We start from the raw sequence: 26,273 nt of genomic DNA on the forward strand, positions 1-26,273 counted from the left end.
ACTTAACTGTCACATCTTCGGCAGCGACCGCATCTTTAGAATACACATAAGTTACAATTTGAGCTTTATCTGTCAATGTACCTGTCGCATTTGTTGGCAATTTCTTCTCATCAAGTGTGTAACCTGGGATGGTCAATTTATATTCTGGTGTGCTTGCATCATATTCATCACCAATATTACCCTTGATGGTTTGTGAATCATGGATGCTATTTCCTGATTCATCAACGTACTTAACTGTCACATCTTCGGCAGTCTCCGCGTAAATCTCTACATGATAAGTTTTACCATCAGTATTCCCTGAACTATTTTTTACTTTGTACTTAACTTCATAGTTCCCAGGTTTAGTGAAATCCACTTTACTAGTATCAACCGTAATTTCACTAGGATCTATGACACCATCAATGGTATCTGTAGCAGATGCATTTGAATCTCTTTTTAAAATATCCTCAGCATTTTCAGCACTCAACTGTCCAAGGGGATAACGCAGATCTTTAGACTGAACAGTTGGAAATACATTACTAGCACCATCTTCAGAGAAAATTGAATGTAATGGGAAATTTTGAACAACACTATTATCCTCTTTTTCAAGCGTCATCGTGTTATCATAAGTTAACGTTGCGTCAGTTACCGTTGCACTATAACCTACTACCAACACTTCTTGGCTAGAAGCCCCACCTACTATCCAATTATCTTTGAGTTGTACTGTAAAAGAATGATTAGCTTCATCAATATTTACCCAAGCTACATGTTCCCCTGCCATCGGCTCTGTCAATTTATATGGAACGAGATCGTAATTACTTTTTTTGTAAAGTTGGATTGAATTAGTGTCCAATGTCTCACGAGGATCATAATCAAATTTCAACGTAACCCAGCGGTCTGTATTGTTAATAAAATGATCCCAGTGTTCATATGATGTATTAAATTCTCCAAAGATATCTATTTGATTTTTTGAGCGACTGAAAATACCCGTTTTTTCTAAACCAGCAGCTTGACCTATAAAGTTACCATTCAGTCCCTCGTGCAATCCCCAATAAGTGTTGATATCTCCATATACAGCATTATTCTCATTATCCTTAATTGTAATCGTATCATTCGTTACAGGAACTGATGTGCCATCGGATGCCGTTACACTAATCGTATAATTTTCTCCAGCTTTGCCTGTAACAGGTATGTGTATAATCGGATTAACCTCTGTACCATTACCAACTACATCCTGCTTCAAAGTCAATTTGATTTGTCCAGCTGCTTCATCTGTAGAATAATCAAAAAAATTCGTAATTGTAGCATCGCTGAAATCAATTGCATTGTAATCAATTGCCTCTGAGCTAATATTGATAGTGAAAACTGTACCAGCTGAAATTTTATCATCATCATTATTTTTAAGGAATAATTGCAAATCTAAAACTGATCCCGTACTTACAATATTTGCATTTGTAACTAGGGAAGCCGTATAATCATTAGCAGCTTGCGCCTCTGCAGTTTGGTTTGTTCTCTGTGGGGATACTTGAGTGGCAGCAACTACTGGAGCCATTCCAGTAGAAATAAGCTGTAAGGCAACTGCACTTGTTGACATAATTTTAAACTTTTTTGTGTGACTCATATTTTCTCCATTCCTATAGTTCTAATATAACTTCCAACAGAAAGCTATATGTTTTTTCTAAATTATTCTAATAGCTATACACTTAAGTCAGGAATTTTTCTCTCAATTGTTCGATAGGTACGTGACAGAAAGGCTCTCATATTTTCTTCGTTATACCCTGATTGAAAATGCTGGTCGCTCAAGATAAGTGGATGTTTGAGGAGCTCTGGATTATTTTCAATTTTTTCAAGTAAATCATTTAAAGTAATATCGTTAAAGTCAAATTTTTTCTCTCTGAAACACTTACTGCGTAGTGAAACAATGTCCTCAATACCCAGCTCTGACATCGATAGCATTTTTAAAAGTATTTCCCGTCTAATTCCATTAGTCCGTATATTAATTTCTTCAAACTCTAAATGATGCTTAATCAACCATTTTCGAGCTAGTTTACTAGATCTGCACGAACTTGCATAATAAAATGCAATCATTATGTTCTCCTCTATGGTTGCTTTTTTTATTAATTATTTATTTCCATTAACTTTTCAGCTGTTAAGATAGCCCCCTCCCCCTTAGAAAGTGAATAATCCTCTAGTGAAAGTAAACCTACAGCTATACCTAAACTTTTGCTTTTTTGTAACAATAGATCACGCATAAAAGAAAGTTGAGGTGTTAATAGGAGTACATCAATATTCAAATACTCTTTTGAGCTTAACAGGTTGTTAATCTCTACACTTGTATCACTGAATATCTTGTATTTTTTTCTCATCATTGCAGCATTCTCCTGCATTTTATTTAGTAACGATTCTACCGCTCTACCAGGCCTGCCCACAATAACAATCACTTTAGTTTTCATGCTTTCGTAATACCTCCATATATATTTAAAAATAAATTAAAATCTTCTAAAATTTGATATTATATCCATTTTCAATTATAATTGTGAGTTTGTGAACATAATTTAGTTTATCTTTTACCTAATATTTACCTCCTCTTGAGTTTTTTGCATCAATTTTAAAGCTTTTACAATTTGTACAGAAGCTGTACCATCCCCATAGGGATTTTTAGCATTTGTAAAAGTTTGGTAATAACTGGGCTCTTCAAGCAATCTGTTTACTTCACCCACTATAGTCTCTTGATTGGTTCCGACTAATTTAAGAGTTCCACTCGCTACACCCTCTGGTCGTTCAGTTGTTCCGCGAAGAACTAACACTGGTTTTCCTAAGGAAGGGGCTTCCTCTTGTATTCCCCCTGAATCAGTTAAAATAATTTTTGCTTTTTTCAAATAGTGGTGAAAAGCCACCACCTCCAAGGGAGGAATGAGATGAACATTAGGAAGACCTTCAAGAAATTGATGAGCCATTTTTGTGATCTTTGGATTCATATGAACAGGGTAAACAATTGCATAATCTGGCCACTTTTTACTTAGTTTTTTTATTGCTAAAAATATATGCTCCATCGATTCGCCAAGATTTTCTCGTCGATGAGTAGTTAAAATAATCATCTTACCTTCGACTATTTGATCCAAAAATGTATCTTCGTACTTCTTTTTAAGATTTAAAAATAAAGTATCAATCCCGGTATTTCCAGTTACCCAAATTTTTCCTTGAACTCTTTCTTTAAGAAGATTTTCTTTTGCTTTTAAGGTAGGCGCAAAGTGGAAGGTAGCAAATCTACCAATAAGCTGACGATTAAGCTCTTCTGGAAAAGGGTTGTAGCGTTCATAGGTTCTCAGCCCCGCTTCTACATGTCCAACTTCAATTTTGTGATAAAATGCCTCAAAAGCAGCTACTAAAGCAGTGGTTGTGTCACCATGGACAAGTACAAGGTCAGGACGTTCTTTGGTATATAGTTCATCATATTTAAGCTGTAAAATATTCGTGACTTCTGTCAAGCTCTGATTTGGCCTCATAATATTGAAGTCAATATCAGGTGTAATTTGGTAAATGTCTAAAACCTGATCTAACATCTCTCGATGCTGTCCTGTAACAACGAGAGTAACGTCAAAATTATCTGGATACTTCAGTAGTTCTTGATAAACTGGAATCATTTTAATAGCTTCTGGTCTTGTGCCAAAAGTAACTATTACTTTCTTTTTCACTTGTATTCTCTCCTTAATTTAATAAAAAATATAAAGCAACAAAAGCTATAACAATGAGTAAATACAGGAGTGTAGTTTCATTATTTTTACGTTTGGTATTCATTTATTCTCCTTTTCATTCTTTTTCAAAAGTCGCATTGTGAACAGTCTTTCTCCACTTATTTTGCGGGAAATACCAAGTCACAAAGCCTACTAGCTGAGCAAGTAAATATGTTAGAGAATTCCAAACAAAAGCAATGATTAATCTAACATATAAGATTATCTTCATAAAAATATTCTTCTGTTTTCTAAAATATAGATTCCCCTCTTGTGTAATATAGATAAAAGGAACTAGAAAAAAGTTAAGGATCTCAATAATCCCCCAGTAAATAGCTAGTGAAAAAAGATTTGGTAAATAAACGAATAAACGTCTATCAATAGAACTCAAAATTAGAATCAAGCAATAAATGACAGGTCGAATCATTGAATATGAATAAAACAAAGTCTCTACACGATTCATAAAATCAACAATATTTTTAGACTTTATAATTCTTTTTATTTGTTGAGGTGTAGTTGTGATTCCCACAAACCAATGTCCTTGGGCCCATCTCGTTCTCTGATTATGACTTGCTATGAACGAATTTGGTTTTTCATCATAAACTTTAGCAAAATGGTTCCAAGTACTTTTCATCCCTTGATTTGAAAGCTCTACTTGTAACTCAAAATCTTCCGTGTAACTTCTAGGATTCCATCCATGAACTTTCAGATACGGAACAGATAGAATAAATCCTGTCCCCCCTATCGCAGCGTTCCACCCTAATAGGTGCTTACCGTATTGAACAGCTCGATTAGTAATAAAATAGACGGCTGCATAACCTGAAGCAGTAATTGAAGTAGCTAAATTCTTAATACCTAGATAACCTTGAACAGCCGTCAAATTAGGATTAGCACATACTTGTGAATTCATTTCTTTAAGATAATCTGGGTGAACAATATTATCAGCATCAATAAAGGATATATAATCATAATGCTGCCAGGGATTTGTTTCGAGATATTTCGCTATTGCGTGTGGTTTCCCTCGTGGTTCATCTGGTTGAGAGTGATTTTCAAAAACTGACACGCCTTCAAAAGTTTTACCAATTAAAGCAGTTTGGTCAGTACAATTATCCGCAATAAGAGCAATTTTATATAAAGATTTGCGGTAATTGAGTTGCGTTAAGGCTTCCAGGGTATCTCTAATCACCGCTTCTTCGTTATGAGCAGGAATCAAAAATAAAAATTTCTTTTGATCATCTACTAGTCGATAATCTCTTTTCGGTTTCCTTACAGCAATCACACTCAGTGATGTATAAAAAATTAAGTTGGCGAATAGTAAAACTAATAAAACACCTACTATTATTCTTAAAATGCTAAATAGCCAATCTGGAGTCAAAAACATTTCTTTTATTTCCTAACTGTTTGAATTTTCCTATATTTTTATCATCTTAAATCAAAAGATTAATAAACATCTCGGTTACCTTAACTATGCTACCAAAAATAACCCTTCAGTTTAGTTCCGTATCTAAAGCGATACAAAACTATCCGTGTGTTTCATATGGGATACGTTTTTTATCAGCGTTTTTTTATTTGTTATAGTCTAACTTGAAGGTAGTTTCGCTATATCTACCTTAATTTTTTAAACCTTTGGAGGTTCACATGATTTATAAAAAATACGGAAATACTTTCAGAATGCTGAGAAATCAGAAGCAATTACCTCTTTCAGACTTCTCTTCAATAGCTCCTTCAAAATCAACCATTTCTAAGTTCGAGCGAGGAGAAACAATGATGGGGTTTGACAAAGTTTTGGCGAGTTTACAAATTATGGGGGTTAGTTTAGAGGAGTTCGAATTTCTCCTGGATGGATTTACTCTTGATGATGCTCAATTTTTAATGCAAGAAATTGAAGAAGCTATTATTGAGCAGAATAACAACAGGTTACAAGAACTATACAAAATTGCTAAAAATTCTGAGCTGCAGTATATCGCTCTTACTGCTAAAGCTTATTTTTCTTCTTTAGACGAGAAAGAGATTGAGTCAATTACTGATTATTTTTTTTCTCTGGAAGCCTGGTTAACTAGCGATTTGTGGATACTAAGTTTCACAATTAGACATCTAGACATACATGATTCTCTCCACATACTTGATAAACTGATAGCTGATAAGGATAGTATTGTTCGTTCTACAACCTATAGCTATTACCTTGTTAAAGTTATTTGCAACGCAGCTCTTCGTCTTATAAAATTAGGTTATAAGGACTATGCTAAATATTTACTTGATCATATACAAAACTCTTCAATGATAAATATTTCCACTCATAATTTTATGTTTCTACAAAACTTATACAATTTAACCATTGGATGCTGGATTTTTAACTTTCAAGAACGGTCAGAAGGAAAGAATAAGATTGAAAAAGCGTTAAGAATATTTGAAGAAACCGGTAATTATAATTTATCTAACTATTATAAACAGTTAATACAGAGTCTGTTGCTACCTCGTCAGCTTCACATCTCAACTAAAAAGGTTTCTCAATAAAAACTTCATCAAATCAATAAGGTAAAGTATATGGAAAAAAATTATATCTTTCATCAACGTTTAAAAGAACAATGTAGAAAAATAAAAAAGCCTATTTATCAAGTCGAGCGAGAATTAAATTATCCTCGCAGTGCTTTAAATAACTATCGTTATGGAAAAATTCCTTCTGGACTCCGATTACTAGAACTTTCAGATTATTTTGATGTCAATCCCGAATATTTACTTGGCTTGTCAGATGATCCAAAGCAAACTACCATTGCTGAATATTTTTATGGCTTGGAATTGGGTAAAAAAAAAGAGCTTTATCAGCTCTGTAAAGAATATTTCGATCCTAATCTCATTTAAATCACCAGAATACTATAAGGAGTTTCTTAAAATATGCGTCCAGGGGAAAAAATTATCTTAAGTAATGGACAGTCGGCAACCGTGGTTGTTAACGATCCAGATCGTTTCAAGAATATAATTATAGTCCGACTCAAAAATTCTGAATTACGTGTTATAGATAAAAGAAATAAAAAATTAATCTAACAATAAAGTATTAATTTCACCAGACTTAAAAGGATTTTTTAAATAATTTCATTAACATCAAAAAGTGAAGAAGTATCTATCTCTGAATAGAAATCGATTTTGGCACATCACGTATACAAAAAAAGATACTATCCTATGTAATACTATGTCATTATATAGTATTACTAATATATAATATCACACCCATCTCTTAGAAATTTTAAAACAAAAACATAGTTACATGCTTAAGTTTTCGTTTAGTTAGCAAATAATGATTCAATGTAGAATTTAAAAATTACAATAGATATATTGTGTAATATATCACATTTGATTTTTTATGTCCTAATAAAATTCCTATAAAACCTTAATTTCAGTACTCATTTTTTTTTTGACAAACATATAGGGCTATGTTAGTATGAATTTGTAAAAAGTTGAACAATCTTTGCGCAAAGTTATTTACCTTTTTCAAACAATCTGGAACTACTAATTGTTATTTCCAGTAGTGCTGCCTGCGTTTAATATATTTAGGAGGATTCTTTTATGATTAACAAAAATTTTATTGTTGGAGCTATCGCTTCAAGCTTAATAGTAACCGCTATCCCTTTAACATCTTTTGCAGATTCGGTACCAGTACCTAACCCGACAAATGCCGTGCAATATGATAATCCTCAATCACGAACAGTAATTGTTGCGGCGAATGGTAAACTAGAGGGACAAATGGTTCCTTATATACAAGGACTAGATTTCACAGGAAAAGTAACATTACACTATTCTGCTCAAAATGTGGGCTTTGTTGATGGTGATGTCTCCGTATTAATGATTAAACTTCCTCAAGAGTTTAGATATTTAGGTGTAACTCCTGATTTCTCTAACGCGATTACAGGTAAAATACATACTCAAACATTCTTGGGAGATAAATCTATTGATATTACTCCGGATATGATCGAAACTTATAGCGATCGTATTCTTATCAAAACTCCTCATCAACTGTGGGTAGGGCAAGGGCATGTTAATGCAGATGTAGTAATTAATTATGGACAAATTCTTACACAATATCCTACATTACCTCTCCCAGACGCACCTAAGGGCTATGAATTCCAAATGCAATTAAAATATAATGCTGCAATGTGGGATATCATTCACGATCCAATTATTGGTTCAAATAATGAAACATACGTTACTGATGAATCTAGTGCTATAGTACAATAGGGAGATTAAAAGATTTAGAAGTTAAATAATATATCTTAAGAAACAGAGGATATGCAGTATCTGAAATAACTAAGCTTTATTATTATACATAACCTTTACTACGCACTGCTATAGAAACTATCCTTGATAAGACAAAAAAATAAGAACTATATATACTTTAGGTGAGTAAACAGTTCTTAAGATTAATTTAGCAACCAACTTTTAGTTGGTCACATAGGACTTGTTAGCGCAAGTTCTTTTCTTTATACTTACTATAACATATAATTAGCAATATTTGTATAGTTAATGGCATCTAAATGATATTTATTTTCTGTTATTAAAGCATCTGATATAGAAGACAAGCATGGATTTATCAAACCTTTAAGTTTATAAATCAAACAAATAATTAAGATATAAATATCATCTTTTTCGAAATTACCCCAAATTTGCCCCATTTTATTTTTTAATTTAAGAATTTTTTTATAGGAAGCGTTTATAAAGCCTCAGAACAGTTGTACTTAACCTTGAGGGTAACATGAAGCCTGCACTCGCACAATTATAAAACCATGCATATGGTTTTTTGTTTATTTTTTTACTTTGATCCAATTTTTACCACATATAATAAGAAAAAGAACTCCAAAAGAGTTCCCATGCGAAGTAAGGCAATTAAATCCAATCGAGTAACTGTCAAAAACAGAGAAGCTTGCAAACACTACATACACAAATTATCTACTGAAGTTTTAATTATTGAGCTAGATTTTGCACATCATTATCATAATTAAGAATTTGAAAAAAACCGACACATAAGTCGGCTGCCTAAGGTTAAGACTAGAATAGTATACCACAAATTCATGCAACAAAAAAACACCCAGTTAATTGAGCGCTAAAATTTTACGAATACACCTATTATATAGTAGGTTCCCTGACTAAAAAAATCATATATGTTCTTAGTAGTTTCTCTCTAAAAATTATTGAGCATTTTGAACCGCTTGATCAGCCTTTTGACGTGTCGCTTGAACATCACTTAAAGCTTGGTCATTTTCTCCTGATTTTGTTTGCAATTCACTAATTTGAGCTTGAAGGTTACTAATTGTTTGATTAGCAGTATCAAGTTCTTTTTGTTTATCTGCTACTTTCTGATTCCCTTCCGCAATTTTGTCATTAATTTCGTCTATTTTTTGTTGGATTTCTTGTTGTTTAGAGGCATTCACTTGTTCAAGTTGAGTATTAAGCGAGGTTACTTGTTGTTTCTCTGAGTCTAGCGTGTTTTGTAAATCTTTTACGTTATTGTTAAGATCAGAAATTTTCTGATTCTTTGTTTGAATACGATTGGTTAAGGTATCAATATTCTGGTTAATAACCTCAATGTCAGCATGCCCTGTCCAGTAATTTTCAGCTAAAGCTTTTGCGCCTAAGCAACCACTAAAGATAATTGCGAATATAAAAGCTGAAATAATTGTTTTTTTGTAGTTTTTCATGATTCTAAACTACCTCCATTTCACATAGACGATTTTAGCAAATTGGTATAATTTTTTCAAGGAGTTATATTAAATTATCTTACACTTTTAGACACTTGTGATATAACTGTGTTTTTTATAAGAAATCCTCGTGAAAGTCTGGAAAGATTAGTTTAAACTAAGTGTCTTAGAGCTAAAAAATAACAGTTGGCACGATTAATTCAAATAAAAAGCCATCCCTTAATGGGGGAGGATGGCTTCAAAGATATCTAGGGTATAACTTGTACCCTATACTATACTTTATTTTATCACGATAGAAAAAATTTTGTCAACGATCTTATTTTTATGATAAAAACGTCCCCGAAGATGAAGAAATTAAAGTACATCTACTAATGGTTGTGTGAGCTTAGGACTTTTAGCCTTTTGTGTTACTAATCTAATCTAATTTAATTTAATTTTTTCTTTCAAGCACCCAAGAAAATTACGAATCAGATTTTAATATACTCCCTGCTTCTCTACATGAACTGCTTAATAAAGTACAACTATAACTTAAGCACTGTTCACCTACGTTTTACTATACTTACATTTGGTTATAAAACACGTAGATGACATTTTCTCTATCTATAGGTATAAAACCTAGTAAAAAAATAATAATTTTGTATCATAATTCTCTTTTGAGATTTACGTCTATACAAACTTAAATTGTATTTAGCACTCAATAATAACCGCTTACAAAACAAGGATACACCAATAAGGTCGAAGGTTCTTGCAACCTGGATTGTGTACAAATACAATCGGCTTTGCAAAGATTTGCTACTCACAGATCTCTTGAAAATTTTATACTTCCTCTTTTGTAACAAGTTCCTTGTTTATATGATTTATTATCATTAAGAAAAGATATTCTCTTATGACTTTGTATCATGATGAAGCTTTTCCAATAACTTAGTTAAGGTACTCCACTCATCGTCTGATAACTGTGATTTTTCTAACAAAATTTGAGGCAGGTCATAGGCCTCTTCTCTTAACTTCTTCCCTGATTCTGTGATGGTAAGTAAAACAATTCGTTCGTCTTCCTTACTTCGCTCTCTTGCTAGTAGACCTCTTTGCTCCATGCGTTTTAGCAGGGGTGTCAAAGTATTACTAGCTAAGTCAAGCTCCTCTCCTATCCTTTTAACAGATAGTGTCCCTAAATCATATAAACTCACTAAGATTAGATATTGAGGATAGGTTAAATTATATTTCTCTAAAGAAGGATTATATAGCCTCTGTATCGCACGTGAGGTAGCATAAAGTGAAAAGCAAAGGTGATCACTTAAGGGAGTTAAATTTTTATTTGAAGCCATTTTGTTCCTCCAATCTATTTTCATCTAGTATAAACTAAATAATAACATTGCTCAAGTTTAAATCCTTGACGATTATATCGCGAACGATTATAATTATCTATGTGATAAATATTAAAGGAGTCCACAATAATGACAAAGAGAATTTCATTAGAAAAAGAAGCAATCGATTTTAGTGAGGCAAACGCTCCTCACCCTCGCATCTATGAACTAGATCCTAAAGATGGGCGTAATTTACTTGAAAAAGTACAAGAGTCACCTGTCAATAAATATAACGTTGATATCGAAGACAGAATCATGGATACTGGTAAGTATGGACAAATTAATATTCGTTTTATTCGTCCTTCTGGAAATTATGCTAAATTACCCGTAATCTTTTATATCCATGGCGCAGGCTGGGTATTTGGGAGTGCTAAAACACATGATAAATTAGTGCGAGAGCTCGCTGTAAGAACTAATTCTGTAGTAATTTTCCCAGAGTACAGCTTATCGCCCGAAGCAAAATATCCAACAGCGATTGAACAAAATTATTCTATCTTACAACAATTGCCTAATATTGCAGAAAGTAAAAACTTAGATATAAGTCGCTTAACCGTGGCCGGCGATTCTGTCGGAGGTAACATGGCGACCGTAATGACTATTATGACTAAACAACGCAATGGTTTACCGATTAATCAACAATTGTTATATTACCCTGTAACCGATTCAAATTTTGATACAGAATCTTACAATGAATTTGCGGAAGGATACTTTTTAACTAAAGAAGGGATGCAATGGTTCTGGGATCAATATACAATGAATGAACAAGATCGTTCACAAATTACTGCTTCTCCATTAAAGGCAAGTAGTGATGACTTAGAGGGCCTACCTTCCACAATGATTTTAAACGGCGAGGCAGATGTTCTACGTGATGAAGGCGAAGCATATGCACGAAAATTACGAGAAGCTGGTGTAGAAGTTACACAAGTTCGTTTCCAAGGCATGATTCACGATTTTGTAATGGTAAATAGTTTAGACCAATCTAAAGCAACACGAGCAGCAATGACTTTATCTACAGAATGGATTAACAGAAAAAACAATATTTAGTCAACCTGATATTATATTAAAAGAATTTTATAAAAATTGAAAAACCCATATTTCTAGTTTACATTTCTAAAGCAAGGAGAATAGAATGAAGATCAAATTTGATGAAAAGACTGCTACTAAGATTAAAGATTTAGGCGAAGCTGACTTAGTCTTTGATTTCGATCATACATTGAGTGAAGAAAATACAGAAGTTGATGCATGTGCTGGCGGGATTTCTCGCTATCGTATTGTGGCTGTCGATAAAGGAAAAGTCCCAAAAGAATTTGATGCGACAATCGACTCTGAATTTGGACCAATTTACTATAAAGGATATGGCGCCTACTTCTTCCAAGATGAGATGTATACAGTGCTTAATACCTCTTACAATCTCATTGAGCTTCGGAGCACTGCAGAACTTCTAAGTCCTAACCTTTTGATTGTAGATTTTCGTGGAAAAACAAGGGCAACTTTCTAAATAAAGTTGGACAATAAAATTAACATTAAACAATTATAAAAAAAACAAGGGAATTCCTTGTTTTTTCTTTTTAAGATGAGACATTGCTATCACAAACTCCTATAAGAAACTTTCGCTACATCTCACAACGCTATTAATTTTATGTACTTTCCGAGTACAATAATAGATTTAATTAAAAAGATGAAATCGCTTGCTCCACTTTTTAGCCTTTGATACGATTATAAGTATATCAATTAAAGGAGATGATGAATGAAAAGAAAAACAAAGAGTTACGTCGTATTAGGGATACTCGCAATCTCAGCCAGTGTCTTGTTCACACATAAACAGGTAAAAGCTGATATAACCCCCAAACAACAAGAGTTAATTATAAAGCACGTAGAAGAAAAACAAACAGATTTTGTACCTGGTCAATTAATTGTTGGGATGACGCCAAGTGTCCCCCTTGATTCATCTAATAGAAAAAACGACAATTTATTTGGTATTAACGCAAAAATAGTTGAAGACTTATCTCTAGAAAAAGTGACAAAAGATAGACAAAATAATCAGGTTCTCTTAATTGAGTTTGACACTGAGATAGAAATATCCCAAGCAATTGAAACTTTAATAGCTTTACCTGAGGTTGAATATGCTGAGCCTAATTACATCGTAAAAATGGACGATACCGATGCAAAAGGTCTATCCTCACTTTCTAATACGTTAGCATCAGCTAATAATAATCTTATTATCCCTAACGATGATAATTGGTGGAGAATGTGGGGCCTCGCTAAAATTGATATGCCTTCAGTCTGGGGACAAACAACAGGTTCGAAAAATGTAAAAGTGGCTGTAATAGACTCTGGCATTGATTATAACCACGAGGATTTAAAGGATAATGTACAAGTAGAATTAGGCTATGATTTTGTAGATAACGATACCAATCCAAATGACGGTCATGGACATGGGACACATGTCGCTGGAACAATTGGAGCTAAGGGCAACAATAGAATTGGTATTCCCGGGATTAACTGGGATATTACCTTGGTACCAATCCGAGTGTTAAACAACGCTAATTCAGGGACCAGTGCTAACTTTGTTAAAGGGATTAACTGGGCCACAGACAAAAATATTCCACTGATAAATTACAGTATCCAATCTACTGGTTATAACTACTCTATTGAACAGGCAATCACCAATTATCCAGGACTATTTATTGCCTGTGCCGGCAATTATGGTCAGGATTACTCTTCACTTCCCATATATCCAGCTTCGTTAAATATTTCTAATATGATTAGCGTTGGCAATTCTAATGCAGCGGATCAGCGTAGTTCTAAATCTAGTTATAGTAAAACTGGTGTTGATTTGTTTGCGCCGGGCGAAAGCATCTATAGCACTAAGCCTGGAAATCAATACGATTATGACACCGGAACCTCTATGGCTACTCCACATGTAACTGGTAGTGCGGCATTAGCACTATCTCAAAATAGTAGTTTATCTACCAAAGAATTAAAAGACAGTATCTTGGAGTCTGTAGATAAAATAGATACATTGAAAGAACTTTGCCAAACGGGAGGACGCCTCAATACTTCAAACTTACTCCGTCTTACAGGGGACATTTCGAGCAATCCATCGGATACTTGGGATAAAGACAAGACTTATTGGGGTGGTGACCGTGTAATTTATAATGGAAAGCAATATGAGGCCAAGTGGTGGAACAAGAACTCTCAACCTGATCAGTCTGGTGAGAACGGACCTTGGAAATTAGTTTAAAATACCAAATTAAGGAGCCCTTCAATGTGAAGCTATCTCAGATTATCCTCTATCACCAATGTGTTATCAAAATAGTCAAACTTGAAAAACTTTAGAATAATGGAACAGCTTTAAATGTTATTCTTATAGGTTTTATAGGATTACTATTCCTTCCAAAAATTAGGTTCATATTCCTTGAAGTTAGCTAAATAAGAAGTGAATATAATTTAGAGTTTTAATAACTAATTTATTAAAATTACCCCAAATTTGCCCCATTTTATTTTTTAATTTAAGAGTTATACTATAGAGAACACTTTGAAAACCTTATAAAGCTTATATTTACCTTTTAGAGTGAACCATTAAAGCCCCTTGACTCCTTAATACCAGCTTACTCCTTTTCCACCTGTTACTTGATTACAGGTGGTTTTCTTTTGTCCTGCCCCAAAATTTGTCCCATTTTATTTTATAATTTTTTATCTGTTCATAGCCTGTTCACGTGTTTCTAACAAAAGGAGTATTTCTTTATAAGTAACGCAAACTAAATGAGTCAATCATTCTTTTGAAATGCTCCTAACGAACAAGCAATTAATAGCTCTTCATTTTAGTTGAAAAGTAGTTTTACCCCTCCGCAATAATATCGACTAGTCTAATGATATCAATCAGAATATCTTCAAAAGTAAAGTAATCCATCAACAAACCTTCATTTTTCGAAATCATCCCACACACCTCTTTTCTATACTATTGTAAATATACTTGATTCTTACCTCGTGCTTTTGCTTCGTAAAGATTTTTATCACCTTGAGAGATAATATGTTTTCCCAATGCTCCAGGTGTGGCTTCTACAATACCTGCAGAAATTGATGCTTTAATTTTAAATGAATTACACTGAAACTCGGTACAGGAGATTTTCTTCACTATCTCCACCATTATTTTTTTAACTTCATTTCCAGATCGATTTCTAAAAATTATGAAAAATTCATCACCACCAAATCTGAAAAGTTGACCGTTCTCTCCATTCTCCCTCAAGTGTTTTTCAACTAGATAGCTGATATCTCTTAGTACTATATCTCCTGAAAGGTGTCCGTATTTATCATTTATTTGTTTAAATGAGTCCACATCAAAAAGTACTAATGAAAACTTATTTATTGTATCGCTATTAAGTAGTTCTTTGAATGTTTCATCAAACTTTCGCCTATTATACACCCCTGTCAATTCATCAATATAAGTGTATTCTTTATATTTTGAGTATTCTTCTATTATTGAAGCTACCTCTTTAAAAATAATCTTAGTAATACAAAGAAGGATGAAAATTTTACCAAACAAAGTTAATGCGTATAGAAAATTGATTGGAAATTGCGAAGATATTATCAGAAGCACTACTAATACAAGAATTAGACTGACTAGTAGGAGTCTAGGTATGTTTTGAATGATATCAACTCTTTTTTTAGAAACCAATAGCAATAGAAACCAAAACGATGCTAAAGCCAGCCATACTACAATAAAAGATTGTAGTGTGAAGCCATATTCATTAAGATATGCAAAATAAAATACTACAAAAAAAGGGAGTACTGTGTACTCAATATATTTGTAATAAGATACAATGAAATAATCAATTAAGATTGATGTGAAAATAAGAGAAATATCTTTTATTGAAAAAACATGAGGGTTAGGATCAATTTTGACAAAAACAAATTTTAACATTACTAACCAAAAAGTGAAATTAAGTGAATAGAATAAATAAATTAGAAATTTGTTTTGAGTAAATTTATTTTTTCTTAGTAAGTTTTTGCAAATAAAAATAAACCCTAGAATGCTAGGGATTAAGAGAATTTTTGTTAAAAAGTATTTTCCTAGTACCTCAATGAATAGCTCCATCATTGCCCCTATCCTTTTTATTGATATAATACTATGATAACCTATTTGATATTTTTGGTAGCTTCATATATTGTAATCCATACAATATATTATCTGAATTATTTTGTCAGTAAGAAAACTTTAATCAAGTAAAAAGTGGAATTATCCTCAAATATTATAAGATTTAAAAGTTTAAATTAAGCAAATAAAAGCCAGAAATCCAATCCTTATCGTACTTAACCTAGTTAAAGTAAAAAGCCCATAATAAGATAAATATATGAGTTCTTTTTATTGGTGTTCCACTACAGTTTTTTAAGTTCAACAGGCCATATATTATGTGGTTTTGAATATATATAACCTTGATGAAGGTGTGTAATATTTTCACTGACCCATTGCGAGAAGAGAGCATCCTCAATCCCCTCAATTACAAGGTCTTTTTTAGCAAACTTCGTAATGTTAGAAATGTATATTATAAATTTTTTTAGCTGGTCCTCATTCATCGAACACCTAAAACTTAATGTTGAAAATTTAACACGATCTATAAAATCTAAGAGTAGAAATAAATTTCCTATTGAATTTATTCCCTCTGCGACATCATCTAGTGCAATTCTATAACCCATATTTTTAATCTTTTGGAAAGCAGAGAGGTTAACATGAGAGAAATAAGGAGTATTTCTTACTATTGGTGGAACTTCGGTGACCTCAATAATAATCCTATTTTTAAATTTACCAAGTTTTTTTAGCATGTTAAATGTATCATCATATTCAAGCTCTTGATGATCTAAATTGAAGCTAAAAATCTTGTTTGGATAACGTTCAACGACTGACTTTATAGCCTTTTCAAGCCATATCAGATATTCTTTATGCTTCTCTTTATTGACAACAATTTTACTAAATTCTTCTGCGGGGAATGAAGCGCCATTTGCCGATCTAAGCAATAACTCATAGGATTTATCATTACTATTTTTTGTATTTTTGATTCTCTGACAAAAAAACCTAAATTCTACCATTATTCTCTCCTGTAATACTATATTTTGGTTTTGTTTATGAAATATATTTTACTCATTTTTTAAGATTGTACAGACGTTTTTGTATGACCTATAATTTAGTTTGATTTTAGTATTTATTGATAACTATTGTTTGTTTCTCTTTGACATTTATGTTATTTTTAGAGAGCCATAAACTTAAAGCAAAAAATACACCTTGGTTTCACACACGATTCGTCAGGGTGTATTTTTTTATGAAATTTTTATAATTTGATTAATGGAAATGAGATAAATTTTATCGGTTGATTTTATTCGAACTTGGTTATTAATAAATTCAGAAACGAAACCATAAACGACTTGGAGCGTATTTTTTGTTTGATAAGTGACTTTAATTTGTATCTGGTTGGTAAAAGATTGATTTAAAAGATGAAGTATAGCATGAGGGGATAAGGGATGAATCACTTCATCCTTTTTTTGTTTCTTCTCAAAGGTGCATTGGGCTTCTGTTAACTCGCCTGTCGCAAATGCCCCCCATTTCATCATCCCTCGATCATGATAAGTTCGAATGACCTCAAAAGGACTGTATGAACGATCAACTGACATCTTTTCTCTCCGTTTCTTGCTTAGCTGCGTGACCTCCAATAAGCTTATTGCGGTAGATGACACGTGAACCCTCAGATAGACTGCTTGCTTTTTGAATAGCTAAAAAATCAAACTTCTCTCGTATCTCATCAATAGCCTTTTGGAGTGACTCTTGTTTTTCTGTATTTTGACTTTCCTCTGGTGTTTCAAATAAAGAAAGCTGTTTGACAGAAGCGGATGAAAGGCGATTTCCGCTTATCCCAATCTGGCGAACAGCTCCACCTTCGTACTTTTCACGAAAGAGGGTTATTGCCAGGTCTTGCAGTTCTTTGGTGTTCTGCGTAGCTTCTATATTGCGAGAGATTTTAAGGGAGGAATATTCTGAGGTCGTTGCAGCACCGACATAGAGTGAAAGGTTACTTGCAAGCTTTCCTCCCTTTCTAAGCCTTGTGGCTAAGTTTTCCGCCATTTCTCTAATGACTAGTTCAATTTCCCTTTGCTTAGGATAGTCACGTGGAAGAATTTGCGAATTACTGAAGCTGGAGGACTTAGGCACATACTTTTTTCGGACATTGCTTTCATCAATACCGTTGGCATGGAAAAAATGTTGAAGGCCTATTGTGCCTAGTTTTTGCTTCAGCAAAAGAGGATTGGCATTGGCTAGTTCTTTTATGGTGGTTATGCCTAACTTATTGAGCCTTTTTTCTGTTCGTTTACCAATTCCCCAGAAGTCAGTCATTTTTGGAATTGTCCAGAGCTTGTCAGGAACATCCTCATAACGAATTAAAGCCCTCATGTTCCGATTATGCTTGGCATAAAGATCCATGGCAAGCTTGGCAAGCAGAGGATTGTCTCCCATACCTACCGTCACATACAGTCCTAATTTATGGAGTATTGCTCGTTGCAGATCTAAGGCAATTTGATTCATTTGCACGTACCGATTTTCAATATCAGGATAAAAGAGATTGAGGGACTCCGTCACATCCAAAAAAGACTCATCAATGGAGTAAGAATGAATTTCCTCAATGGAGGTATAGTTAGTGAGAATGTCAGTGACCTTAATCTTGTAATCCACATACAGTTGCATTTGCGGAGGTACTAGCCATGTTCGTTTTGCCCAGCTCTCAATGTAGGCAACATACTGAACACTTGGTGCTGTTCGTTGACCATGAATATCCGTGTGTGACCGATACCATTGCGGATAATTGAACTTTCTTGTTTCAATGAGAAAAGGTAAATCGCTCGCTCGACTCACGTTTTTCACTCCAAAAACCTTCTTAAAGGTTGGACTAGAGGCAAGAATTAATCCTTTAGAATGATCTGCTCGACTCATCACACAAAGGGAAGTTGTTAAAGGATTAAGGTTACGTTGGACACATTCAATTGAAGCATAGTTAGATTTGACATCTTGAAAGAGGATGGCTCGTCTTGGTTCAAGTGAATAGTCAAAGTATTGACTTTGATTTAATTGATTCATAGCATCCTCCTTTAAAATGCATAATATCAGTTTAATTGATATTATACTCCCTTTTTAATTAAAAATCAATACTATTTATCTGTTAAAATGATAATTAGAAAATATTGTGGTATAATGAGATGCAAGATAACTTAAGATAAGTACTTCATAAAGAAGCCAATTTATTTAGGAAAGTAGGGTTAGAAATGATATATAAGAAAGATTTAGAGCGCTCAACCAGTTTATTAGATATTCAACAGACCTATGAGCGAGAATGCCATCGAAGGTTTTTAGTCCTTCAAGAAGTATTTCCAGAGGATTGTACACGGATGATGCTATCAGAGCATTTATCTATCTGGATAGCGGCCGAAAAACAAGCGATCAGTAAATTTGGGCCTTCAGACCGCCATTGGGTTAGAGAAAAAATTATGGAATTTAATTGTAACTGACTCAAGTAAATTTGGCTTGAAAAACTATCCTGCTATAATATAATTGAGAAAAAAAAGAACTTGCGTCAACAAGTCCTTTTTTTCTCAATTTATTCTAAGACATATATAATAACTAGTAGGATTTATACTGAAAAGCTATAAAGATAAACGGAAACTATAATCTGTTTATTATACAGACAAAAAGAGATTTTACTACATCTAAAGCGTGATTATATACCAGCGTGTTCAAAAAGTCCCTCAATTTTCAACAGCTTTTTATTTGTCATATCTCTTGCAATACTCACACTTTCCCTTGGATCTAAACATTCGTCTGAAATAAGCTGTACTGCTAAGTTTGCAAGAGAGGGAAGTGTAGTAACATAACCTCTTGCTACTTCGTTTTTTAATATTTAATTATTTCCCCCCTCAATTTACCCCATTTCATTTTTCACTTAAAGAGTTTTACTATAGGAAATACTTTAAGTTTCTTATAGAGCCTGTATTTATCTTTGAGAGTGACCTAAAGAATCCCGTTGACTCCTTAATACCAGCTTACTCCTTTTCCACCTGTTACTTCATTACAGGTGGTTTTCTTTTGTTTTATATCCAAATTATTCTTACTTCATTTTTTTGTAGATTTTAGCTTTCTATTATAAAAATCAGTTTTAAATGCTTATTGCACCTTTTTTAACTTTGAAAATATCCTAATGAAACATGAACTACCCTCTCTTTATCTCTAGTTACCTTGTAAACTTTAAAGGGTGCAGCTAGCATTTTGAGAAATGGCTTGTAACTCTTCTCATTGAATAAAAAAAACAGAGTTTAAAACTCTGTTTTTAGTTTCAGTTTAATCAATCATTGAACTATTTGACTGCATACCAAGCAGTTTTTCCATATTTCCAACCGGAATTCAATAATGATTGTTCTTCAAATGCACTCATTGTATAGTTGTGAGCACCAGATTTCGCATTAGGATTATATGCTACATAAACTGCTTTGTTACCGCCTGAGTAAAAGACAGGTTTAGCATTATTATCCCACTTCCAGCCTTCTGAAACTCGTACTTCAGCTTCATATTTACTCATTGTATAGTAGTGGTCGCCACCCTTCACATTAGGGTTGTAGATACGATATACAGCTTTTCCTTCTTTAGGTGCGTTTTCCAAAGTACCTTCGTTTCTCCATCCAGCTTTAATTGTTGCATCACGTTCATATTTTGAAGTTGGATAGAAGTGTTCCCCTGTGTTTGGATTGTATAGACGGTAAACAACTTGAGTTTTTACAGGTACTGAAGGATTTGTTGGATTAGTAGTATTTGCAGCTGGAGTGGTAGCTGTTGCAGCTGATGAGGTATTACCATGAATATCTGTGGCTTTTACTGTAATTTTAGCACCTGCTTTTTGTGATGTATAATTTACATTTACAGATACTTGTGTTTTACCATCAGCTGTTCCTGAGGCTTTCGCAGAACCAATTTGTTGACCTGACGCATTATACACTTTAACAGTTGATCCAGCTTCAGCTTTTACGGTAACAGAAGATTTCTTAACATTACTCAAACTTGGGGTTTTAGGTGCTACAATGTCTGCAAATTCAACAACTGTATTGGCAGAGGCAGTATTTTCAAAAATATCCCAACTTATTCCTGACGTATTTTCAATACCTGCTGCAAATTTAGAAGAGGTACCATTTGGGGCATATTTTTGATACCAAGACATTGGGACATCAATATCTACTGGGAAACTGATTGTAGCTGAAGTCAAAACCCCTGTATTACCAAATAAGCTTGCCAAGTTACCAACACCACTGTTAATACCTGTTTGCAAAGTATCAATAGCCTTATTTACCAAAGGTTTAACTGTTTCAGTAATTGTGTTTGCGATACTTGCAGCTATACCATTACCCCAGTCAACCATATTGATTGCTGTTTGAAGATTTTCAAGTAATTGGATAATTTGGTTGGCAATATGTCTTGCTGTTGCATCATCAAATTTAGCAGTAACTACACCATCTTTTACTGAAATTTGTGATACTTGTTCAGAAATATCCATATTTTGGAATGTTTCCAGTGCATTGATTGCGTCGTACACTTTATCCACGTTACTTCCTTCAAATGAAGGATTATTTACAATGATAGCAAGTTGTTTTTTTATTGCATTATCTGTACCAGTAGCCAAGCCATTGAACAAATCGCCAAGTAGTGGAATTTGTGTGAGGTTGATCCCCATTTTCATTTGAATATTCGCATTATCAGCTACTTTTATGTTATTCGCAAGTTCTGCTGGAAGCTTAATTTCTGCGGATTTTAACGTTTGTAGCAATATGTTTGCTTGGGCACCAATAGTGTTAGTAACCGTAAGGGTTCCTGAATGAGAACCTGTTGTCTTAATTGCTGATTTATAAGACGAATCTAAACCAGTTTTTGAAGCTAAAGTAACATCAACTTCTGAAGCTTCAGCAGTCATAGTAGTCGCATTCATCAAAGGAACAGCTAAACCACTAGCGCAAATTATAGCGGTTGATAAAAGGGTAATAGCACTTGTTTTTTTAAATTTTTTCATTTTAGTATCTCCCAATACATTTCTAATCGTTTTTCCTATTTAGTTTTTCTTTTTTTATTTCTTTAAATAGGCGGGGCTTTATTTACACCCAAATTAAAGCGATAATTTAGCACTTCACAATTAAGAATATTAGTATCGTACATTAATTCGTCCTTTCATTTAAGAGTATGATGTTGAAATTACATATCTGTAATAATAGGATAGTCACTCATTTTATTCCTCCATACATTTATTAAATAATAAGTGTCTTCTTATTTATCATGTTTTCATTATAGCTTACTTAGTTTTTATAAAGTACATAACTACCTCTGCATTATTTTAATTAAACTTCACCTTCTATAAACTATATGTTTACTGATATTTTCCTAGTTTAGTAAGGAGAAAAGCAAATCAATATTTTTAATTAGCTTAAACTTTACTTAAAAAAACACGTGCAATAATTATAATCTAAAGTACAAAGTCTGTTCTTTTGTATTATTTGTAACACATTAGGAACTTTTGTATTTTATAAACAACCTTTATGTAATTTTTCGTATTTTAGCCTATAATATTAGTATACTTAAGATTGAATATCTTATTTGGGGGGTAAATATGGCAGAAAAAAATCTTAATACTCTTAACAATACACCTAATATTTTAGGATTAACGTTCAAACAACTACGACTTGCTAAAGGATTAACCCAGAAAGAGGTCGCTGGTGAGCTATCTACTACCTCACTTTCACACTTTGAAAACGGGAAATGCATCCCCCATGTTGATCACTTTTTAAAACTTTTAAGAAATATAAATGTTAATACTTACGAATTTCAATTTCTTTACAACTTAAATCAAAGACATTCTGATGTTACTGTCTTTGATAGTAGAGTGTCTATGGCTTACTACAAAAGGGATGTTATCCAATTAAAAGCTATTCTTGATGAAATCATCAACTTAGAACAAGATAATCCCAATATCAGACACTATAAATTGGAAAAAATAAGAGTAAAAGCTGTCATCTCTTTATTAGAACCTTTTGAAATTAAAACTAAAGAGATTAACTTCTTAAAAACTTATTTATCTGAGATAAAGGAATGGGGACAGTATGATATAAAACTATTTGGTCAATGTTCTCATCTCTTTGATGGCTACACTTTGTGGGATTTAACCAATAAGATGATTTCCCCCACCCAAAAAAGTTTAAAGCTACAGTATACTAGACATGCTTTAATTGATGCCGTCCTCAATGTCATTTCACAGCTGATTCATCTCAAGTTTTATTCACTAACGACAGACTTTATAACCTTCTTAGAAAATATAAATATTGATGATCGATTTTTATATGAAAAAATAACTCTAGTATACGACAAAGCTATTTTACAGTACGTAGCAGGAGATGTTGAGGCAGCCAAAATCATTAAAAAATGTAAAGAGGACTTAGTCTTTTATAACTGCTATGACACTGTAAATCTTATACAAAGAGATTTAGATAATTTAGAAATAAATGAGTAAGTGAATCATTCTAAGACAAATGGGCAGACACTTATCCTATCGATTCTCAATATTAAATCGTAAAAAACTCCAGAGTTTCTTTCTCTGGAGTTTTTTTATGATTTAATGTAGTCTTCTTTATATTTTACTATTGTTTTTTTATTCTTCTCTTTAGCTCATAAAGCATTGCAGAAACAGCGAGTAGGAACACTCCTAGAGTGCTTAATAATCTCATTTTGGATATATTTTCACCTGTAGTTGGCAAGTTGTCTTCCTCTGTTGTAACCTCAGTGCCTTCTTCAAAGGTAGGAACATCTGCGGTATCATCTGATTTAAAATCAAATTCTTCCGTTTTTTGATTATCAATTACTTGATCAGGTAATGAGGGATTACCAGAATCAGGGAAAGTTACTGGAGGCAAAGTAGTCGTTGAAGTATCCTTAGTATAAACGACTGTTTTTTCAATATCTCCCGTCTCAGGTGTTACTCCCGTGATAGCATCAATCTTGGATTGATCAGCAGAGTATCCTTTGATTTTTGGTGAAACTACCTCAGCAAATTGATCCCCATTTTCAGCTTGCCATGCGCCATATGTTTTCTCACCTGTTACTTTATCCGTTGTTACAGTACGGCTAAATTTAATAGGGGTCGCAACATAGTCCTCTGAAGTACTTTCTCCATTTTCAAAGACATAGTGGATGGTTTCATTTACTATTTTTTCTTCGTCTTCTCTCATTTCATCATGTTTCAAATGTATGATATATTTTTGTCCATCTTCCGTAAAGGTAACTTCACTTTCTGGATAGCCATCAGATACCAACACGAAACCTTTATCAATGTAATACTTTATACGATCTGCAGTTGTGTAATCTACGAGACTTTCTACTTCACCCGTCAGTTCTTTTTCTTCTAAAACTTTATTCGTAGTATCGTCTATATAAGTAATAACAACACTACCTGGATTTCTTTTATAAGTGACCGTTTTTTCGATATCATCCATATCTACAGTTACGTTAGGGATGGAGCTCACTTTATCTTGGTCAGGTGTATATCCTTTGATTTCTGGCGAAGCCACCTCATCAAATTGGTTACCATTAACTGCCTTCCACTCACCATAGGTTTTTTCACCCGTTACTTTATCCATCACATAAGAACGACTAAAGGTAATAGGTGTTGCTTGATAATCCTCCTTAGCTAGATCACCGTTTTCAAAGACATAGTGAATAGTTTCTTTCACTTCTTTTTCTTCACTACCTTCAGTTGTATCATGTTTTAGATGAACCTCATAGTGTTGAGGCTCTTCAGTAAACTGCATATCTTGAGTAGGGTAATCATCAGAAACTAGAACATAACCAGCATCCGTATAAGACTTAATCGTATCGGCTGTCGCATAATTTAATGAAGCACCTACCCCCCCAGATAAATCTTTAGTGGTTAAAGTTTTTCCAGTTGTATCATCAATATAGGTCACATCTGCTTGTCCAACATTTCGGGTATAAACAAAGGTTACTTCTTGATCATTTGCTGTGTAAGTCCCTTCCGTTGGTACATTATCCTTCACCTCTTTAAAAGTGTATCCGGGTATTTCTTTAGGTTTTAAGCTCCAAGGAGTATTTAAGTCTCCTGATTCTTCTTCAGAGATGGGATTACCATCTGCATCTAAAATAGGATTACCATCTTCATCAACAAAATGTGAAACCACAGTTCCTTGAGCTATCGTGTAGGTAAAGGTTACATTCTTAAGTTGTTGTAAATTTTTATTTCCTCCAGTAGATGCTGCAATAGAGAAAGACATGGCTGTTTCATCACCCATAAATTCTTTTACATTTTTCTCCCATTTTTCACCATTATAAGTAACAGTCATGGTTTCGGTTGTACCATCATACACAATTTCAAAGGGTAAGAACTGGTTATCAGTAGGTTGCGGTATTGTTAAGGAACCCTTCTCAATTGTCTTTGCTACACCGTCAGTCCCATCAACAAAAGCACCGAAAGATTCATCGGTTTTTGTAGCACTTTTAGAAGCACTATAGATATCTGGATCCGCCATAAAGCTAGATTCAGCAGTTCCATTATAATAAGTATCTAATTTGAAACCAAAAGCTCCCTGAACTCCACCTATACCTGCAGCTCCACCTATAGCACCAACTGCATCTGTATCACCAGGGTGGAAAAGAAAACCTATACCGTCTGCCCCTCCATCTTGTTTACTTTTATTTCCAAGATTAACTTCGCCTTTAAAGCTGAAGCTCTGCGACATATCTACCTTGGTAGTCAAAGTAACATTTCCTGCCAAATATGTAGCATCATCAGTCAAAGTCTGGATATAATTAACTTCATCATAGGGATGAGCTGCTGCGGCCCCATTGCTTTGAAAGTAGTCTGGAAAAGTTTCCCCTGTAATCGTAATGTCTCTAGAGGTTGCTGCATAAACCTTACTATTTCCAAAGACATTTACGACATTATGCGATGATAATGCACCGCCGCCTAATGTTGTAACAACTGCTGTTGCTAACAATATACTCGTTTTAAATTTCATCTGTTTCTCCCCATAAAAACATTATGTCTATAAAAGTTATTTTACACCAAGCTTAAATAAAATACACGTGTCGCTAAAACCATAAAATTACATAAGCATTTCTTAAAAGTCCATTATCTTACACGGCATCTAATTTATCTGTTAATTTAGAAGCGATGTCTTGTGATGTATTAAACAAAAAGATAAAAATAGCAAATGTTTCATAAGAATAACACTCTCTAAATTAGGACATCATTAATACAAAAAGAGGTTTTTTTCAAATTGCATTTCCGACCTGTTATCCTATAGAATATTTTTATAAAAATCGTAATTTGTACTAAAAGGGTGCCATAATAGATGCCACAAATACAGACAGAAAGTATATACTAATAGACGTCACATTGTTTTTCCGATGCTTAAATCTATCTTTTTGAATACAA

General features: G+C 33.5%; 20 protein-coding genes. 7 read left to right on the forward strand and 13 right to left on the reverse strand.

Translation table 11 applies throughout. The features are described from left to right. The 5 genes from JKP71_RS09580 to JKP71_RS07755 all read right to left on the reverse strand — a co-directional run. Positions 1-1,600 (reverse strand): MucBP domain-containing protein (locus JKP71_RS09580; RefSeq protein WP_234446119.1); only part of this gene is annotated, 1,600 nt, incomplete at its 3' end. A gap of 74 nt (positions 1,601-1,674) precedes the next feature. Then, complete coding sequence (locus JKP71_RS07740; protein ID WP_200407594.1) at positions 1,675-2,067, reverse strand: Spx/MgsR family RNA polymerase-binding regulatory protein; 393 nt, start codon at positions 2,065-2,067, stop codon at positions 1,675-1,677. Positions 2,068-2,096: 29 nt separating this feature from the next. Next, complete coding sequence (locus tag JKP71_RS07745; protein WP_200407595.1) at positions 2,097-2,432, reverse strand: hypothetical protein; 336 nt, start codon at positions 2,430-2,432, stop codon at positions 2,097-2,099. A gap of 114 nt (positions 2,433-2,546) precedes the next feature. Continuing rightward, entirely contained in the window at positions 2,547-3,674 is a 1,128-nt protein-coding gene (gene wecB, locus JKP71_RS07750; protein WP_267905519.1) for a non-hydrolyzing UDP-N-acetylglucosamine 2-epimerase, read from the reverse strand. 115 nt (positions 3,675-3,789) lie between these two features. Then, complete coding sequence (locus JKP71_RS07755; RefSeq protein ID WP_200407596.1) at positions 3,790-5,091, reverse strand: glycosyltransferase family 2 protein; 1,302 nt, start codon at positions 5,089-5,091, stop codon at positions 3,790-3,792. 257 nt (positions 5,092-5,348) lie between these two features. On the opposite strand from JKP71_RS07755, the gene JKP71_RS07760 reads away from it, so the two are divergent. The 3 genes from JKP71_RS07760 (at position 5,349) to JKP71_RS07770 (ending at position 7,940) form a co-directional block, all read left to right on the forward strand. Next, positions 5,349-6,224: a helix-turn-helix domain-containing protein gene (locus JKP71_RS07760; protein ID WP_200407597.1), complete on the forward strand. Its 876-nt coding sequence runs from the start codon at positions 5,349-5,351 to the stop codon at positions 6,222-6,224. 30 nt (positions 6,225-6,254) lie between these two features. Further along, entirely contained in the window at positions 6,255-6,569 is a 315-nt protein-coding gene (locus JKP71_RS07765) for a helix-turn-helix domain-containing protein (protein WP_200407598.1), read from the forward strand. A gap of 702 nt (positions 6,570-7,271) precedes the next feature. Beyond that, positions 7,272-7,940, forward strand: coding sequence for a hypothetical protein (locus tag JKP71_RS07770; RefSeq protein WP_200407599.1), 669 nt, complete (start codon positions 7,272-7,274; stop codon positions 7,938-7,940). A gap of 947 nt (positions 7,941-8,887) precedes the next feature. On the opposite strand, the gene JKP71_RS07775 is transcribed toward JKP71_RS07770, so the two are convergent. Beyond that, positions 8,888-9,397, reverse strand: a complete 510-nt coding sequence (locus tag JKP71_RS07775; protein WP_200407600.1) for a hypothetical protein — start codon at positions 9,395-9,397, stop codon at positions 8,888-8,890. An 884-nt stretch (positions 9,398-10,281) separates the two neighbouring features. Further along, positions 10,282-10,719: a MarR family winged helix-turn-helix transcriptional regulator gene (locus JKP71_RS07780; RefSeq protein ID WP_200407601.1), complete on the reverse strand. Its 438-nt coding sequence runs from the start codon at positions 10,717-10,719 to the stop codon at positions 10,282-10,284. A 129-nt stretch (positions 10,720-10,848) separates the two neighbouring features. On the opposite strand from JKP71_RS07780, the gene JKP71_RS07785 reads away from it, so the two are divergent. From JKP71_RS07785 to JKP71_RS09585, 3 genes are all read left to right on the forward strand, one after another. After that, positions 10,849-11,802: an alpha/beta hydrolase gene (locus JKP71_RS07785; protein ID WP_200407602.1), complete on the forward strand. Its 954-nt coding sequence runs from the start codon at positions 10,849-10,851 to the stop codon at positions 11,800-11,802. 85 nt (positions 11,803-11,887) lie between these two features. Next, on the forward strand, positions 11,888-12,256 hold the full coding sequence (locus tag JKP71_RS07790) for an iron-sulfur cluster biosynthesis family protein (protein WP_200407603.1): 369 nt from the start codon (positions 11,888-11,890) through the stop codon (positions 12,254-12,256). Between the two features lie 249 nt (positions 12,257-12,505). Continuing rightward, positions 12,506-14,002, forward strand: coding sequence for a S8 family serine peptidase (locus tag JKP71_RS09585; RefSeq protein WP_373298637.1), 1,497 nt, complete (start codon positions 12,506-12,508; stop codon positions 14,000-14,002). A 717-nt stretch (positions 14,003-14,719) separates the two neighbouring features. Here JKP71_RS09585 and JKP71_RS07800 read toward each other — a convergent pair. The 5 genes from JKP71_RS07800 to JKP71_RS09635 all read right to left on the reverse strand — a co-directional run bounded on the left by JKP71_RS07800 (position 14,720) and on the right by JKP71_RS09635 (position 21,848). After that, on the reverse strand, positions 14,720-15,856 hold the full coding sequence (locus JKP71_RS07800; protein WP_200407604.1) for a GGDEF domain-containing protein: 1,137 nt from the start codon (positions 15,854-15,856) through the stop codon (positions 14,720-14,722). Positions 15,857-16,137: 281 nt separating this feature from the next. Next, positions 16,138-16,845, reverse strand: a complete 708-nt coding sequence (locus JKP71_RS07805; RefSeq protein ID WP_200407605.1) for an EAL domain-containing protein — start codon at positions 16,843-16,845, stop codon at positions 16,138-16,140. Between the two features lie 228 nt (positions 16,846-17,073). Then, positions 17,074-17,424 carry a hypothetical protein gene (locus tag JKP71_RS07810; RefSeq protein WP_200407606.1) on the reverse strand — a complete coding sequence of 117 codons (351 nt, stop codon included), beginning with the start codon at positions 17,422-17,424 and terminating at the stop codon, positions 17,074-17,076. Next, positions 17,414-18,880, reverse strand: a complete 1,467-nt coding sequence (locus JKP71_RS07815; protein ID WP_200407607.1) for a Y-family DNA polymerase — start codon at positions 18,878-18,880, stop codon at positions 17,414-17,416. Before JKP71_RS07815 ends, JKP71_RS07810 begins: the two co-directional genes overlap by 11 nt. Positions 18,881-20,150: 1,270 nt before the next feature. Next, a complete protein-coding gene (locus tag JKP71_RS09635) occupies positions 20,151-21,848 on the reverse strand; it encodes an adhesive domain-containing protein (RefSeq protein ID WP_200407608.1) in 1,698 nt (565 codons plus the stop codon). A gap of 591 nt (positions 21,849-22,439) precedes the next feature. Here JKP71_RS09635 and JKP71_RS07825 point away from each other — a divergent pair. Next, positions 22,440-23,336 (forward strand): Rgg/GadR/MutR family transcriptional regulator, encoded by an 897-nt coding sequence (locus JKP71_RS07825; protein ID WP_200407609.1) that lies wholly within the window; start codon positions 22,440-22,442, stop codon positions 23,334-23,336. Between the two features lie 127 nt (positions 23,337-23,463). Here JKP71_RS07825 and JKP71_RS07830 read toward each other — a convergent pair whose 3' ends face one another. Continuing rightward, complete coding sequence (locus JKP71_RS07830; RefSeq protein WP_200407610.1) at positions 23,464-25,854, reverse strand: lectin-like domain-containing protein; 2,391 nt, start codon at positions 25,852-25,854, stop codon at positions 23,464-23,466. Positions 25,855-26,273 lie beyond the last annotated feature (419 nt).

It is taken from the genome of Lactococcus taiwanensis, assembly GCF_014905395.1.
In the GTDB taxonomy this organism is placed as follows: Bacteria; Bacillota; Bacilli; order Lactobacillales; family Streptococcaceae; genus Lactococcus; species Lactococcus taiwanensis.

Coding starts and splice junctions, on each gene's coding strand:
- JKP71_RS07775 (WP_200407600.1), bottom strand. CDS start 9,397: ATGAAAAACTACAAAAAAACAATTATTTCAGCTTTTATATTCGCAATT.
- JKP71_RS07745 (WP_200407595.1), bottom strand. CDS start 2,432: ATGAAAACTAAAGTGATTGTTATTGTGGGCAGGCCTGGTAGAGCGGTA.
- JKP71_RS07755 (WP_200407596.1), bottom strand. CDS start 5,091: ATGTTTTTGACTCCAGATTGGCTATTTAGCATTTTAAGAATAATAGTA.
- JKP71_RS07765 (WP_200407598.1), top strand. CDS start 6,255: ATGGAAAAAAATTATATCTTTCATCAACGTTTAAAAGAACAATGTAGA.
- JKP71_RS09635 (WP_200407608.1), bottom strand. CDS start 21,848: ATGAAAAAATTTAAAAAAACAAGTGCTATTACCCTTTTATCAACCGCT.
- JKP71_RS07830 (WP_200407610.1), bottom strand. CDS start 25,854: ATGAAATTTAAAACGAGTATATTGTTAGCAACAGCAGTTGTTACAACA.
- JKP71_RS07770 (WP_200407599.1), top strand. CDS start 7,272: ATGATTAACAAAAATTTTATTGTTGGAGCTATCGCTTCAAGCTTAATA.
- JKP71_RS07800 (WP_200407604.1), bottom strand. CDS start 15,856: ATGGAGCTATTCATTGAGGTACTAGGAAAATACTTTTTAACAAAAATT.
- JKP71_RS07760 (WP_200407597.1), top strand. CDS start 5,349: ATGATTTATAAAAAATACGGAAATACTTTCAGAATGCTGAGAAATCAG.
- JKP71_RS07810 (WP_200407606.1), bottom strand. CDS start 17,424: ATGTCAGTTGATCGTTCATACAGTCCTTTTGAGGTCATTCGAACTTAT.
- JKP71_RS07740 (WP_200407594.1), bottom strand. CDS start 2,067: ATGATTGCATTTTATTATGCAAGTTCGTGCAGATCTAGTAAACTAGCT.
- JKP71_RS09585 (WP_373298637.1), top strand. CDS start 12,506: ATGAAAAGAAAAACAAAGAGTTACGTCGTATTAGGGATACTCGCAATC.
- JKP71_RS07805 (WP_200407605.1), bottom strand. CDS start 16,845: ATGGTAGAATTTAGGTTTTTTTGTCAGAGAATCAAAAATACAAAAAAT.
- JKP71_RS07815 (WP_200407607.1), bottom strand. CDS start 18,880: ATGAATCAATTAAATCAAAGTCAATACTTTGACTATTCACTTGAACCA.
- JKP71_RS07825 (WP_200407609.1), top strand. CDS start 22,440: ATGGCAGAAAAAAATCTTAATACTCTTAACAATACACCTAATATTTTA.
- JKP71_RS07785 (WP_200407602.1), top strand. CDS start 10,849: ATGACAAAGAGAATTTCATTAGAAAAAGAAGCAATCGATTTTAGTGAG.
- JKP71_RS07790 (WP_200407603.1), top strand. CDS start 11,888: ATGAAGATCAAATTTGATGAAAAGACTGCTACTAAGATTAAAGATTTA.
- JKP71_RS07780 (WP_200407601.1), bottom strand. CDS start 10,719: ATGGCTTCAAATAAAAATTTAACTCCCTTAAGTGATCACCTTTGCTTT.